The 14,184-nt window shown below is 36.7% G+C and carries 13 protein-coding genes; 6 read left to right on the forward strand and 7 right to left on the reverse strand.

The genetic code is table 11. The features are described 5' to 3' along the window. The first annotated feature begins 43 nt into the window (after positions 1-43). Positions 44-655, forward strand: coding sequence for a CPBP family intramembrane glutamic endopeptidase (locus tag ASO14_RS11395; protein WP_068455294.1), 612 nt, complete (start codon positions 44-46; stop codon positions 653-655). 67 nt (positions 656-722) lie between these two features. Here ASO14_RS11395 and ASO14_RS11400 read toward each other — a convergent pair whose 3' ends face one another. After that, on the reverse strand, positions 723-1,169 hold the full coding sequence (locus ASO14_RS11400; RefSeq protein WP_068455297.1) for a MarR family winged helix-turn-helix transcriptional regulator: 447 nt from the start codon (positions 1,167-1,169) through the stop codon (positions 723-725). 166 nt (positions 1,170-1,335) lie between these two features. On the opposite strand from ASO14_RS11400, the gene ASO14_RS11405 reads away from it, so the two are divergent. Then, positions 1,336-3,093 (forward strand): B12-binding domain-containing radical SAM protein, encoded by a 1,758-nt coding sequence (locus ASO14_RS11405; RefSeq protein WP_068455300.1) that lies wholly within the window; start codon positions 1,336-1,338, stop codon positions 3,091-3,093. Between the two features lie 56 nt (positions 3,094-3,149). Here ASO14_RS11405 and ASO14_RS11410 read toward each other — a convergent pair whose 3' ends face one another. The 5 genes from ASO14_RS11410 to ASO14_RS11430 all read right to left on the reverse strand — a co-directional run bounded on the left by ASO14_RS11410 (position 3,150) and on the right by ASO14_RS11430 (position 8,124). Further along, positions 3,150-4,502: a TrkH family potassium uptake protein gene (locus ASO14_RS11410; RefSeq protein WP_068455303.1), complete on the reverse strand. Its 1,353-nt coding sequence runs from the start codon at positions 4,500-4,502 to the stop codon at positions 3,150-3,152. A 210-nt stretch (positions 4,503-4,712) separates the two neighbouring features. Next, complete coding sequence (locus ASO14_RS11415) at positions 4,713-5,480, reverse strand: TerC family protein (protein WP_068455306.1); 768 nt, start codon at positions 5,478-5,480, stop codon at positions 4,713-4,715. A gap of 239 nt (positions 5,481-5,719) precedes the next feature. Beyond that, complete coding sequence (gene cysC, locus ASO14_RS11420; RefSeq protein WP_068455309.1) at positions 5,720-6,304, reverse strand: adenylyl-sulfate kinase; 585 nt, start codon at positions 6,302-6,304, stop codon at positions 5,720-5,722. Then, a complete protein-coding gene (gene sat, locus ASO14_RS11425) occupies positions 6,301-7,419 on the reverse strand; it encodes a sulfate adenylyltransferase (protein ID WP_068455312.1) in 1,119 nt (372 codons plus the stop codon). The genes cysC and sat overlap by 4 nt, the downstream gene beginning before the upstream one ends. 12 nt (positions 7,420-7,431) lie before the next feature. Beyond that, the gene (locus ASO14_RS11430) at positions 7,432-8,124 is read right to left on the reverse strand and encodes a phosphoadenylyl-sulfate reductase (RefSeq protein WP_068455315.1); all 693 of its coding nucleotides are present in this window, start codon (positions 8,122-8,124) and stop codon (positions 7,432-7,434) included. A 275-nt stretch (positions 8,125-8,399) separates the two neighbouring features. On the opposite strand from ASO14_RS11430, the gene ASO14_RS11435 reads away from it, so the two are divergent. Genes ASO14_RS11435 through ASO14_RS11450 form a run of 4 tightly spaced genes read left to right on the forward strand, consistent with a single transcriptional unit; the run spans position 8,400 to position 12,203 of the window. Next, the gene (locus tag ASO14_RS11435) at positions 8,400-9,401 is read left to right on the forward strand and encodes a sulfate ABC transporter substrate-binding protein (RefSeq protein ID WP_068455317.1); all 1,002 of its coding nucleotides are present in this window, start codon (positions 8,400-8,402) and stop codon (positions 9,399-9,401) included. A gap of 15 nt (positions 9,402-9,416) precedes the next feature. Next, entirely contained in the window at positions 9,417-10,262 is an 846-nt protein-coding gene (gene cysT, locus ASO14_RS11440; protein ID WP_068455320.1) for a sulfate ABC transporter permease subunit CysT, read from the forward strand. 1 nt (position 10,263) lies between these two features. Continuing rightward, positions 10,264-11,136 carry a sulfate ABC transporter permease subunit CysW gene (gene cysW, locus ASO14_RS11445; RefSeq protein WP_068455323.1) on the forward strand — a complete coding sequence of 291 codons (873 nt, stop codon included), beginning with the start codon at positions 10,264-10,266 and terminating at the stop codon, positions 11,134-11,136. Further along, complete coding sequence (locus tag ASO14_RS11450) at positions 11,133-12,203, forward strand: sulfate/molybdate ABC transporter ATP-binding protein (RefSeq protein ID WP_068455324.1); 1,071 nt, start codon at positions 11,133-11,135, stop codon at positions 12,201-12,203. Before cysW ends, ASO14_RS11450 begins: the two co-directional genes overlap by 4 nt. 61 nt (positions 12,204-12,264) lie before the next feature. On the opposite strand, the gene ASO14_RS11455 is transcribed toward ASO14_RS11450, so the two are convergent. Next, positions 12,265-14,070, reverse strand: a complete 1,806-nt coding sequence (locus ASO14_RS11455) for a sensor domain-containing diguanylate cyclase (RefSeq protein ID WP_068455327.1) — start codon at positions 14,068-14,070, stop codon at positions 12,265-12,267. Between the last annotated feature and the right edge of the window lie 114 nt (positions 14,071-14,184).

Below are 14,184 nucleotides of genomic sequence, written 5' to 3' on the forward strand. Positions count from 1 at the left end.
CTTTTTAACATGAAGAATGGTTTTTTTATTTGGAGGTGATTAGATGATACAACGTGCAGACAAAACGACACTTTCGCTTTTTGCCCTTATTGTATTAATCATTATGATTATTTCTTTTCAGTATACACCCATTTTTTGGTTTAGTTATACTAATTTGCTTGGAATTGGAATTATTTTTGCTTTTTTCTTTGGCAATCTGATGAACAAACAATCTTTACTTCGCTCACTATTCATTGGGATTCCGATTGGTGTAATTGGCTATTTTACTGCAATAAGTATTTATAACATACTCTCATACATTTCACCAGTTGCTTTTCAAAATGTGAAGGAGCTACTTGAAATCTATTCTCCTACTGCCATCTGGCAATATGCTGCATTACTTATTGTCATTGTTTTAGGGGAAGAAATGATTTGGCGTGTATATTTACAGCAAGAATTAAAAAAGATGGTCTCAAAAAAATGGGCTGTTCTGATATCAGCAATTCATTTTGGATTACCTTTACTCATTTGTGGTTTTTATATAGGAGCCATTGCGGCATTCTTATCGGGTATTATTTTCGGAGGATTATATGAATGGCTGAAAAGTTTACCGATAGTTTTCATTGCACATATAACAATGGTAATCTTCCTTTTCCTTTTATTCCCACTCACTTAATTTCTTTAAACATTATTTAAAATAAAAAGCTGAGAGTCTATTCTTATGACTCATCAGCTTTTTATGATTAATAAGATAAATCTTTAATCGACAATCCTAATTTTTTCAATAGTTGAATCGCTTGTTCTTTTTCCTCGCTTGATAAGCCATTCGTCAACTCATGTAGCTGCTGTTCATGGCGTGGGAATAATTCTGCCATGAATACTTCGCCCTCACTTGTAATGTCTGCATATGTAATGCGACGATCGGATGGACAAGCAGTTCGTGTAATGTAGCCACGCTTCTCTAACTTGTCGACAACATATGTAATTGAGCCACTTGCAAGTAAAATTTTCTGTCCAATCACTTGGAGTGGTTGACGTCCTTTATGATATAACAGCTCTAACACTGCGAATTCTGTCGGATTTAATTTATTCTCTTGAAAAAATTGATTCGTTACTTCGTTAATTGCCTTATGTGCGCGCGATAGCACAATATATAACTTTAAAGACTGCTTTATTTCCTCAGAAGCCATCGTCTCTCATCCTTTTCTTACATTTCATTTCATTCATTATATCTGTTTAGCGATTTGATTGTCAAAATACGATATTTTCACACAATTTATTTCTTAAAAGATTCATTTGTTGTATGACCTTTTCACTGTTACAATTAACATATTCTTTTTAGAAGGGGAGTTCTAATTGAATATTCTATTAGCAACATTGAATGCAAAGTACATTCATACTAACACCGCAATCCGCTATTTAAAAGCGTATGCACAGCCTGAGTTTGATCCTGCTCTTGCTGAATTTACAATTAAAGATCCATCGTTCAATATCGTATCTGATATTTTTCAAAAAAAACCTGACGTTGTCGGCTTCAGTTGTTACATTTGGAACATTGAAGAAACAATTCGTGTCATCCGTATGTTGCGTAAAGTGAGTCCACATACAAAAATTATTTTAGGTGGACCTGAAGTATCCTATGATGTTCATGACTGGTTACATCGCTTAGATGGACTTGTGGACTTCATTATTATGGGCGAAGGTGAACATTCCTTTAAACAGTTACTACATTATCTAAACGGTGACATTCCATTAGAAGATGTACCGGGTATTTGTTATTTACAAGATGGCAAAATGAAAATCCACGCACAGCCTCCAAAGATTGATTTACGTGAGCTACCAAGTATTTTCCGCTTTGAAGAAGACCGCGCAGAAATTCCAAAACGAATTGCTTATGTTGAGACATCTCGTGGCTGTCCTTTTAGCTGTCAATTTTGTCTTTCTTCTATTGAAGTAGGCGTTCGTTATTTTAATCGCGAAAAAATCAAAGACGATATTCGCTATTTAATGGACCAAGGCGTTCGTACGATTAAATTCGTTGACCGTACATTTAACATTAGTCGTAGTTATGCAATGGATATTTTCCAGTTCTTAATTGATGAACATCAACCAGGTGTTGTATTCCAGTTTGAGATTACAGCGGACATTATGCGCCCTGAAGTCATTCAATTCTTAAACGAAAATGCACCAGCTGGATTATTCCGTTTTGAGATTGGTGTACAATCGACGAATGATGAAACGAATGATTTAGTAAAACGTCGCCAAAACTTTGAAAAGTTAGCGCGTACTGTCACAATGGTAAAAGAAGGCGGAAAAATCGACCAACATTTAGATTTAATCGCTGGCTTACCTGAAGAAGATTACAATAGTTTCCGTAAAACATTCAATGATGTATTTGCGATGCGTCCTGAAGAATTACAACTTGGCTTCTTAAAGTTACTTCGTGGGACTGGTCTTCGTTTACAGGCTGAACAATACGGCTACGAATATGTCGATATGGCTCCATACGAAATCTTCGCGAATAATGTACTCGACTTCGATGATATTTTACGAATCAAACAGACCGAGGATATTTTAGAGAAGTATTGGAATGATCATCGTATGGATCGTACACTCGAATATTTAGTCACACATGTATTCGAAACACCATTCGACTTCTTCCAACAATTCGGTACGTATTGGGATGAACAGGGCTGGTCGAAAATCGGTCATCAGTTAGAAGATTTATTTAAACGTTTATTACAGTTCTTAGAATCACGTAATGAGCCGAAACTACCGATTGTGAAGCAAATTATGCAATATGATTATTTATCAACACAAAAATTCCAACCTCGTAAACCTTGGTGGGAACAAGCGATTGAAAAAGATGAATTAAAAATGATTTATGCGCAACTAAAAGAACGACCTGAAATTGCAGGAGATGCCTTTGTTGCACTCGGTTTAAATGAAAAGGAATTGTTTAAACATACCTTCATTTTGCCATTTAATATTTCAATCGATTCGCTTGAACAAGCACATGTAACAAAAGAAAAAGGCTACTTAGTAACAACATTTCAAAAAGATGGTACACCACTATTTTCTAAAGTTGTGAAAGATGCTATCCATTCAATGTAACAAAAAAAGACAATCCACAGTTTAATGTGTAGATTGTCTTTTTTATGCTTTTTTCATTAACCGATAATAACGCGTTCTTTTGGATAGTGATATTTCGGTTTTTCACTCTTACCACCTAATGAGTATAGGAATGAAATTAAGCCGACACGTCCAACGAACATGAGAATCATAATAATGACTTTACCTGGTGAAGAGAGGTCGCTCGTAATGCCTAGAGACATACCACACGTACCGAACGCAGATGTAATTTCAAAAATGATTTGCAGTAATGTCGCATTTTTCTCTGTTAATAATAAAATCATCGTAGATACAAGCACCATCGTTGTCGCTAAAATAATAACAACATAGGAGCGAAATACATCAATTGTATAAATCTCACGCCCAAATACTTGAATGTCGTCTTTTCCACGTGCAAAGTTAATGAGGAATAGTACAGCGATAGCAAAAGTCGTTGTTCGAATCCCCCCACCAACAGAGCTTGGGGACGCACCAATGAACATCATAAAACTTAAAAAGATATTCGTTGTATCCGTAAACTGCGCAACATCGAGCGTTGTTAAACCAGCTGAACGCGTGGATACGGAATGGAACATACTTGAGAATAGCATTTTATGCCATGACATATCTTTAAATGCATTAAATGCCTCGACAATTAAAATGACAAATGTACCGACTAAAAATAAAATAGCATACGTTGTTGTTGTAATTTTTGTGAATAAAGAAAAACGGAATTTTTTCGGGTCTTTATTCATTAAGAAATATTTCACTTCGATTAGTACAGGGAAACCAATCGCACCAAGTGTAATTAAAATCATATTAATCGTTTGTACAAAATAGTCATCTGCATACGGTGCTAGTGACTCTCCCGTAATATCAAATCCACCATTTGTTGTAGCTGATACAGCAGCAAAGACCCCGTGTAATAACGCTTTTAAAAAAGTATCATAATACTGTAAAAAATACAGTGTTAAAATAAGTGCTCCTACTAATTCGATGACAAATAAGTTTTTAATAATCTCTTTAATTAAATTAACAACGCCTGATAAATTATATTGGTTGTGGTCAACCATAATTAATTGACGTTCGCGCAGACCAATTTTCTTACCGACAATTAACCAAACGAATGTACCAAGCGACATAATACCGATTGCGCCTAATTGTAGTACGACGAGTAGCATGACGATTCCAAACGTTGTGTAAGTCTCACTAATATTGAATACTGTCAGACCTGTTACACTTACAGCACTCACCGCTGTAAATAAGCTATCTAATAAGGAAACATGTACGCCTTCTTTATGTACGCCAGGCAAAATAAGTAATACGAATGATATTGCAATAGCAATAAAATAATATGACACGATTGCTTGGAACGGTGTTGAGCGTTTACTAATGTCTTTCGCAGTGCCCATTTTCATCGATCCTCTCTATTCATAATCCTCTATATTTTAAATCAATTTTACAACTACCTATTGTAACGCACTTTATTTGGTTAGAAAACTTTTTTATTTATCCTATTTTTCCGTATTTTAACATCTTATACCCTTTTATATATCGTTTATATCCTATCAAAAAGAAAAGAGGCTAGGAATGCACCCAACCTCTTATCCAATATTTCTGTATTACGATGTGTGGTCTTGCTTTTTCGCACCACGTACACCTGTAATGTAACCAACAACTGCGATTCCGACTAATACTGTCCAGAAAATTAATTTCCAAGCAGTAGAGTGTGGGAAGTGCTCATCTAAAATTTGTACGTTTGGATGTGCAAGTGTCATAACTGTTAATTTTACACCAACCCAACCAACGATAACAAACGCTGCTGTTTCAAGTTGTGGATATTTTTCAAGAATTTTAACGAACCATTGTGCTGCAAATCGCATGATGACAAGACCGATTACACCACCAAGGAACATGACGATGAACTGACCACCGTTGATTCCACCAATTGTGAAATCACCTAAAGCTGGTAATGTAACAGCTAAAGCAACTGCTGCTAACATCGAATCAATTGCGAACGCGATATCTGCTGCTTCAACTTTTACAACGGTCATCCAGAAACCAGATTGTTTTTTCGGCTTCTTAGCCGCTTCATCTTCTGGATCTTTTTTCTTCTTCGAGTCATAAATGTGCTTAATTGAGATAAATAGTAAGTAAGCTGCACCTGCTGCTTGTACGAACCACCAGTCGACAATTAATGTAATCATGAATAATGCTAAGAAACGGAATACGAATGCTCCAAGTAATCCGTAGAATAAAGCTTTCTTTCTCTGAGCTAGCGGTAAGTGTTTTACCATAACTGCCATAACAACCGCGTTATCAGCCGCAAGTAAACCTTCTAAACCGACAAGTACAAGTAATACCCAACCGTACTCTAATAATATTTCCATATAGGTTCCTCCTTTTGCTACAAACAAAAAAGACCCATGCCTAAAAAATAGGCAAAGGTCTCACTTAGCAAATTTAGATGCCCTTGTAACCGATGGCTTTTGACCATGTATTGACGACTACAAGTGTAGAACAAAAATCGTTCTATAGCTACTCCCCTTTGACAACTGTCAAAGTCTTATTCGTTTGTTTATAGGAATAGTATAACGGATTTCAAGTTTGCTGTAAACTTATTTTTCTTCTAACGAATGTTTAACTCTTTTAACAATTGTTCCACACATTCCTCTACACTATACTTCTCAGAATTAAGAACAATCTCAGGATTCAATGGTTCTTCGTATGGAGATGAGATGCCTGTAAATGATGGAATCTCTTTTTTACGTGCCTTCTTATATAGTCCTTTCGGGTCACGTTCTTCACACGCTTCAATTGAACACTTGACATATACTTCGATAAACTCGCCTTCACCTACTAAGTCGCGAACAGTTTGGCGATCTTCTCGAAATGGGGAGATGAATGCAGTTAATACATATTGACCGCTATCAATAAATAATTTTGCCACTTCTCCAATACGACGAATATTCTCTTTTCGCGCTTCATCACCAAAACCTAAATCACTATTTAAACCTTGGCGAATATTATCACCATCAAGTACATACACTTGGCGATTCAAATCAAATAAACGACGAGAAAAAGCATTGGCAATCGTTGATTTACCTGAAGCTGATAAGCCTGTAAACCACACAATTTTCCCTTCGTATCCGTTCTTCTGTTGACGTTCTTCTTTTTGAATAGCTGCTTCATGCCATGTTAAATTTGTGCTCATTCGGCTACCTCCTGCTTCATGCCACGAATTAACACTTCGACAACTTCTTTACGACTAAATGTCGGTGGTGGTGTAATGCCATTGCGCAACATCTCACGTACTTTTGTTCCTGATAAAATAATATGGTCTTTTGCATCATGAGGACATGTTTTTGTTGTTGCCATTCCTTCACATGCCGAGCAGTAGAAGCTATGTTCAAATTTCAGCGGTGTAATACCTAATTCATCATTTGTAAATTGTTCAAAGATAATTTGTGCATCATACGTGCCATAATAATCACCTACACCCGCATGATCGCGTCCTACAATGAAATGTGTACAACCATAATTTTTACGTACAAGTGCATGGAAAATTGCTTCACGTGGTCCAGCATAACGCATCGCAGCTGGGAAAATACCTAATTGTACACGATTTGCTGGATAGTATTTCTCTAACAATACTTCATAACTCTCCATACGAATCGTAGCGGAAACATCATCTGATTTTGTTTCACCGACAAGTGGATTTAAAAACAGACCGTCGATTGTTTCAAGTGCTGCTTTTTGAATATATTCATGCGCACGGTGGACAGGATTACGCGTTTGGAATCCAACGACTGTCTTCCAGCCTTTCTCTGCAAAAATTGCACGTGTCTCAGCTGGTGTAAACGTATAATCTGCAAAAGCAGGTTGCTGACACTTCGTTAAAACGACAGGTCCTCCTACATATACAGCTGGACGTTCAAATAACTTACGAACACCAGGGTGGTTTTGATCATCTGTTCCATATACATGACGCGCTTCTTCTTCTTTATTCGGTACATAAATCGAAGCAATCTCAATCGCGCCATATGTTTCACCTTGATATACCAGTTTCGCCTCATCACCAACTTGTAATGTTTTTGCTTGCTCATCTGAAATTGGTAGTGTAATTGGAATACTCCATACTGTACCATCTGCTAAACGAATATTCTTCACAACCGATTGGTAGTCTTCTTCATTTAAAAAACCTTCAATTGGGCTATAGCCACCAATTCCGATTAATTCTAAATCACTTAACGCGATGGCATCTAATTCAATTGTATGTTGTATATGTGCTGTTTGATATTTTTCATTATAACGATTTACTAAAGTCATATTTTTTCTCCCCTATCCGTGTAATCCACACTCTGTTTTTCCTTTGCCCTGCCATCTTCCTGAACGTAAATCATCCATTGTAAAGGCTGGAACTGTACACTTTTCACAACCAATTGATGGATAACCTTGGTCATGCAGTATGTTATATGGTAAATCATATTTGGATACATAGCGCCAAACATCTTTCCATGTCCAATGAATAAGCGGGCAAATTTTGGTTGATTTAAAACGAGGATCATCATTTACAAACTCTGTTTTAGCACGCGTTTCAGATTGTTCGCGGCGCAAACCTGAAATCCATGCATCAGAAGCTTGTAATACTTCTTGTAATGGTTCAATTTTACGGATATTGCAGCATTGATTTGGTGCAGTTTTCCATAATTCATCCCCATACTCATTCGCTTGTTGTTCTAATGTCAATGTTGGTTTTTTCAATTCAATTTGTAGTGTTGGATAACGTTCTTTTGTACGTTCAATCGTTTCATATGTTTCTTTGAAATGAAGGTCTGTATCAAGGAAAACAATTTTTGCATCTGGTTTTACTTGTGCAATTAAATGAATGAGGACAATCCCTTCAATACCAAAACTACATGCATAAACTAATTTGTCACCATATGTTTCGTATGCCCACTCTAAAACTTCCAATGCCCCTTTTGTATCTGTATCTTTTGAAAATAGGGGCGGTGTTATTTCGGCTTGTGTCATGTAGAACACTCCTTTCTAGTAAACAAAAAGGCGATTCAACCTACTATGTGCTAGTTAGGTTGAATCGCCTCCAGTTTTCTGGTTAGCTTTTCTTAATTGGAGTATATCATGTAATTCCGATAAATAAAATAGGTTTTTTGTAAATTCTTAGTTGACTTATAGGGAATATGTGTTTATCGTATAACTAACAAAGTTAGCTGATCAGACAAACTGAAGGCTGTACACGGTGGTATTCGTGTGCAGTTTTCAGTTTTTTTTGAAGGAGGGATTTATACATGAAAAGAAAGAGTTTGCTTTTGATTCTTACAATCCTCTTATTAGCAGGTTGTTCTTCAAAAGCTTCGGAAAAAGAAATTCAATTGTTAAACGTTTCCTACGATCCAACACGCGAACTATATCAAGGAATCAATACAGCATTTGCGAAAGAATGGAAAGAAAAAACAGGACAAACTGTAACTATTCAGCAATCGCATGGAGGTTCTGGTAAACAAGGACGGGCAGTTATCGACGGGATTCGAGCAGATGTTGTCACGCTTGCACTTGCTTATGATATTGATGAACTGACAAAACATCGCGAACTCATTTCACCAAATTGGCAAAGTGCGCTCCCTGACCATTCGGCTCCTTACACATCGACGATTGTCTTCTTAGTCCGAAAAGATAATCCAAAAAAAATTCAAGACTGGTCTGATTTAATTCGCCCAGACGTTTCCGTTGTCACACCGAACCCTAAAACATCGGGTGGGGCGCGTTGGAATTACTTAGCAGCTTATGCATACGCAGAAAAACATGAGCAAGAAACAAAATTAACACCATTTGAGTTCATGCAAAAACTGTATGGGAATGTCGACGTACTTGATTCAGGAGCACGCGGGTCCACTACGACTTTTGTAGAGCGTGGCATCGGTGATGTACTCATCACGTGGGAAAATGAAGCCTACTTGTCATTAAAAGAGTTAGGTGCAGATGAATTCGAAATCATTACTCCTTCTCTTAGTATTTTGGCGGAACCACCTGTTACAGTTGTCACAAAAAATGCGAAAAAGCGTGGTACGGAAAAAGTCGCAACTGCTTATTTAAAATTCTTGTATACAAAAGAAGGTCAAGAAATTGCAGCAAAAAATTTCTATCGACCTCGTGACCCAGAAATTTTAAAGCAATATGAAAAACAATTCCCACCACTTCAACTTGTTACGATTGAAGACTTTGGTGGTTGGCAAAAAGCACAAAAAACACATTTCCAAGACGGTGGTTTATTCGACAAAATTTATCAATAAGAAAGTGGTGATTAAATGGCTTCACTTACAGCAAAAAAACAAAAAGCTTTTCGACTTCCGGGTTTTAAACTCTCATTCGGCTTCACAATCTTTTATGTTAGTTTATTAATTTTATTACCGTTATCGATGATTCTTCTGCATTCGCTTCAATTGACATGGGGAGAATTTTGGACGATTATTTCAGATCCGCGTGCCGTCGCCTCCTATAAGTTAACGATTGGTGCATCACTTGTGGCAGCGCTCATCAATGTCGTTTTCGGTACGATTATTGCATGGGTTCTTGTTCGCTATACATTTCCGCTTAAGTCTTTAATGGACGGGCTTGTTGATTTACCTTTCGCTTTACCAACAGCTGTTGCGGGGATTGCGCTAACAGCTCTTTATGCACCCAATGGATGGATTGGTCAATTTTTCGATTTCAAAATTGCTTTCACACCGCTTGGTATTATGATTGCTCTTACGTTTATTGGACTGCCTTTTGTTGTTCGTACAGTTCAGCCTGTACTTGAAAGCTTTCGTATTGAGGAAGAAGAAGCTTCAGCTAGTCTTGGTGCAAATCGTATGCAGACGATTCGTCACGTCATCTTCCCTACACTTATTCCAGCAATTTTGACAGGCTTTACTTTAGCTTTTGCGCGTGCATTAGGTGAATATGGTTCGGTTGTTTTTATCGCTGGTAATATGCCGATGAAGACAGAGATTACACCATTATTCATCATGACAAAATTAGAACAATATGATTATGTAGGAGCGACTGCCATTGCTTCGGTTATGCTAATTGGTTCATTCTTCTTTTTACTCACGATGAATATCATTCAATGGCTCATTCAACGTAAATATACAAAGAGAGTAGGTGCATAATATGACAGAGAACGTACTCGAACAACCACATACTTTACCAAAAGTGAAGACAGATTCACCTACGAGTGAACCGAAGTGGATTCGCCGCTCATTAATTACGATTAGTGTACTTTTTTTATCTCTTTTCTTATTATTACCGCTTGTTATGATTTTTATGACAGCTTTTCAAAAAGGTGTAGATGTCTATTTAGCATCCATTACGAATAGCGAGGCGCTTTCTGCTATTCGACTGACATTCCTTATCGTATTAATTGTTGTACCATTGAACACATTATTCGGTGTACTGAGTGCATGGCTTATTTCAAAATATCATTTTAAAGGTAAAAATATGCTTTTAACGCTCATCGATTTACCCTTTGCTGTGTCACCTGTGATCGCCGGTTTAATTTTCGTCTTATTATTCGGCGCACAAGGATTATTCGGTGAATGGTTGCTTGAGCGAGATATCTTTATTATTTTCGCACTACCTGGCATTATTTTAGCGACATTGTTCGTGACGGTTCCTTTTGTTGCGCGTGAACTCATTCCACTTATGCAGGCACAAGGGCAGTCAGAAGAAGAAGCTTCACATTCACTTGGTGCAAATGGTTTTCAAACCTTTATGCGTATTACACTTCCGAAAATTAAGTGGGGCTTATTATATGGTGTGATTCTATGTAACGCGCGTGTCATTGGTGAATTTGGTGCAGTATCAGTTGTATCTGGTCACATTCGCGGCTTAACGAATACGATGCCCCTACACATCGAAGTTTTATATAACGAATACCAATTTACAGCAGCATTTGCGGTGGCATCACTCATGTCGCTACTCGCACTCGCAACAATCATCGCAAAAAATATCATCGAATGGCGTACGAAGGAGGTTTCTAAATGAGTATTGAGTTAAGAGAAATTGATAAACATTTCGGACAGTACCATGCACTACAAAAAATTTCACTATCGATTCAACCTGGTGAATTAGTCGCTTTATTAGGTCCATCTGGTTCTGGGAAAACAAGCCTTCTTCGAATTATCGCTGGGCTTGAAACGTTAGATGAAGGAACGATTCTATTCGACCAAAAAGAAGTTGTACATCTTAGCGCGAAAGAACGAAATATCGGTTTTGTATTCCAACATTATGCTTTATTTAACCATATGAGTGTTTTTGATAATGTCGCATATGGTTTAAAAGTAAGACCGAAAAAACTACGTCCATCTAAAAAAGAAATCGAGGATAAGGTAATCGAGTTACTCTCGCTTGTTAAATTAGAACATTTTGCTAAACGCTACCCTTCGCAATTGTCAGGAGGTCAGCGCCAACGTGTCGCTCTTGCACGCGCACTTGCAGTCGAACCAAAAGTGTTACTACTCGATGAACCATTTGGCGCACTCGATGCGAAAGTAAGAAAAGATTTGCGTAGATGGCTACGAAAACTGCACAATGACTATCATATTACCTCTATTTTTGTAACACATGACCAAGAGGAAGCACTTGATGTAGCCGATCGGATTGTTATTATGAATGAAGGTCGTATTGAACAAATCGGCTCCCCTGTTGAAGTATATGAAAATCCTGCTTCACCGTTCGTTTATGATTTCCTGGGAAATGTGAACCTCTTTAAAGGAAGATTACGAAAAGGCGAACTCATTAATGGCGACTTCTCATTCAAAGTTCCAGGGTCTAACCTTGATTCCGAGCAAGAAACAGTTGGTTATGTTCGTCCACATGATGTCGCAATTGAAAAAGAAGTAAGACCGAATACAGTAAAAGCAACTGTCCTACATATTCATCCAATTGGTGCGACAATTCATATTGAATTACATCGACCTGATACGAATGACTATTTAGAAGCAGAAATTACAAAAGAATTCTTCACTCAACTTGCCATTGAAAAAGGTGATACAGTCTACATCCATCCAAAACAATTAAAAGTATTTGTGCCTGAAGACTTTTCAATCTAATAAAAAATCCAAATGTTTGAGTAATCGGTAAAATACCGCCACATCATCCATTTGGATTTTTTTAATAGACTACTTTATTTTTACCTGTATTTTTACCGATATATAAATTTTGATCGGCTGCGTTAATTAATTCGTTCACAGTTGCATATTGTGTTTTACATTCATGTGTTGCGACCCCAATACTCACTGTAATAAATCCATAGTCACTCGCTGCATGTTGTAAGTTTTGATGTTGAATATGCCATTTTATTTTTTCAGCGATTGCTGTAGCTTGTTCGTTTGAACAGTTCGGTAGCACGATGGCGAATTCTTCTCCTCCATAGCGTGCTAGGACACCTTCTTTTGGTACGACTTTAGACATTTCACTTGCAAGATATTGCAATAATTGATCGCCTTCAATGTGTCCGTAAAAATCATTGTACTTTTTAAAATCATCCACATCTAAGATTAACATGGAGAGCGAAGCATGTTCTTTAATTACTTCCGCAAATGTTTTTTTCATATATTCATTAAAATAATGTCGATTATACACTTGCGTTAGCCCATCACGATTTGCTAGTTCACGTAAACGTTCATTTGCTTCTTCTAACTCTTTTGTACGTTCATAAATCTTTTCGTCTAACAAATGATTCAACTGCTGAAGTTGCTCGTTTAGTTGCAAACGACCTGTGACTTCAACCGAAAATTGTTTACTTAAAAAGAACATTTGAATGATGACATAAAAAGCTGTTGCAGCAAAACTGAGCGGCGGAAGATGCAAAACACCTAATCCATTGAAAAAATCAATTAATACAGCAAGACACACAAGGACAATACCGATTAAGTTATTCATCGCTAAATCATTTTTCATACGTGTAGATTGAATCAAAATCCACCCCATATATGCGAAAAGTGGAATGGCAATTAAAAAAGCATAGAAAAAAGTTTTTTGGAAAATAACAGGAGATAAAAACAATACACATATTAAGACGATTACAACAATGGATTGTGTCATATAAAAAATAAGCGGATTAAATAATTTATTAGAAATATTATAAACTAACCATACAAAGAAGAAAGTAGATAAACAGGTCAATGCATACTCTGCTTTAATCGCCCATAACCAATCAAAATTCGGCCATAAAATAGCATAGATAAATGGTACGCCAAATAATGCACGTAATGCGATGGATATGCAAAACACTCCAAATATGTATAAACTACGTGTATAAACACGATATGCTCCGATGAAAATCATAAAAATCCCAACAATTAGAATACAACCAATTAATAATGTATGGATGAATACTTTTGTTGTAATACCTGTCGAAATTACTTTAGCTGTTCCTAGCGAAAGATTTTCAACAAATCCGCCTCTTATTAAACCATCATTTGAAACTTGCATTGTCACAAAAATGGTTGTACTCTGCGGTGTGAAATAACCGATTGCTGGTACAATTTGACTTTCGTGATAACGTAAATCTGTTGCTACTTTACCTTTTTTAGCGATTTCTTGATTTCCGATGAATAAACGATATGCACTATATTCATAAGGAATGTCGATTGCCATTAATTGTCCTACAAAATGGCTTGGAATCTTGATATATGTAGAAAATGTTGCAGAAGCATCGTCTCGATTAAATAATCGACTGAATTCAATTGGAATTTTTGTAGTTGGCAATACCATATACGCCTGTTCCATCTCATTTGGCGTACGAATACCTTCTATATACCTCCAATCCCCTTCCAAAGATGCCTTATTTTGTTGTGCCAAATATGTATTCAAATTTAAATCGTGTACTTCTTTTTCAGAACTACTGGCAGATGAAGGATTGATTAAGAATATGAAACAGATTAAAAAAATAGCATATAGCCATCTGTAATTCATGCAGTACCCTCCAGTTCATATCTATTTATTTTTATTAATATGTTAATAATCCCCTACGAAACATACATCGGTTGAAAAGTGTATTTTTTCAGTTCATTTTGAAATTTTTTTTCG

It is taken from the genome of Kurthia sp. 11kri321 (assembly GCF_001534765.1).
Classification (GTDB): Bacteria; Bacillota; Bacilli; order Bacillales_A; family Planococcaceae; genus Kurthia; species Kurthia gibsonii.

Coding starts and splice junctions, on each gene's coding strand:
- sat (WP_068455312.1), bottom strand. CDS start 7,419: ATGACTTTAGTAAATCGTTATAATGAAAAATATCAAACAGCACATATA.
- ASO14_RS11435 (WP_068455317.1), top strand. CDS start 8,400: ATGAAAAGAAAGAGTTTGCTTTTGATTCTTACAATCCTCTTATTAGCA.
- ASO14_RS11395 (WP_068455294.1), top strand. CDS start 44: ATGATACAACGTGCAGACAAAACGACACTTTCGCTTTTTGCCCTTATT.
- cysW (WP_068455323.1), top strand. CDS start 10,264: ATGACAGAGAACGTACTCGAACAACCACATACTTTACCAAAAGTGAAG.
- ASO14_RS11430 (WP_068455315.1), bottom strand. CDS start 8,124: ATGACACAAGCCGAAATAACACCGCCCCTATTTTCAAAAGATACAGAT.
- ASO14_RS11400 (WP_068455297.1), bottom strand. CDS start 1,169: ATGGCTTCTGAGGAAATAAAGCAGTCTTTAAAGTTATATATTGTGCTA.
- ASO14_RS11455 (WP_068455327.1), bottom strand. CDS start 14,070: ATGAATTACAGATGGCTATATGCTATTTTTTTAATCTGTTTCATATTC.
- cysT (WP_068455320.1), top strand. CDS start 9,417: ATGGCTTCACTTACAGCAAAAAAACAAAAAGCTTTTCGACTTCCGGGT.
- ASO14_RS11415 (WP_068455306.1), bottom strand. CDS start 5,480: ATGGAAATATTATTAGAGTACGGTTGGGTATTACTTGTACTTGTCGGT.
- ASO14_RS11450 (WP_068455324.1), top strand. CDS start 11,133: ATGAGTATTGAGTTAAGAGAAATTGATAAACATTTCGGACAGTACCAT.
- cysC (WP_068455309.1), bottom strand. CDS start 6,304: ATGAGCACAAATTTAACATGGCATGAAGCAGCTATTCAAAAAGAAGAA.
- ASO14_RS11410 (WP_068455303.1), bottom strand. CDS start 4,502: ATGGGCACTGCGAAAGACATTAGTAAACGCTCAACACCGTTCCAAGCA.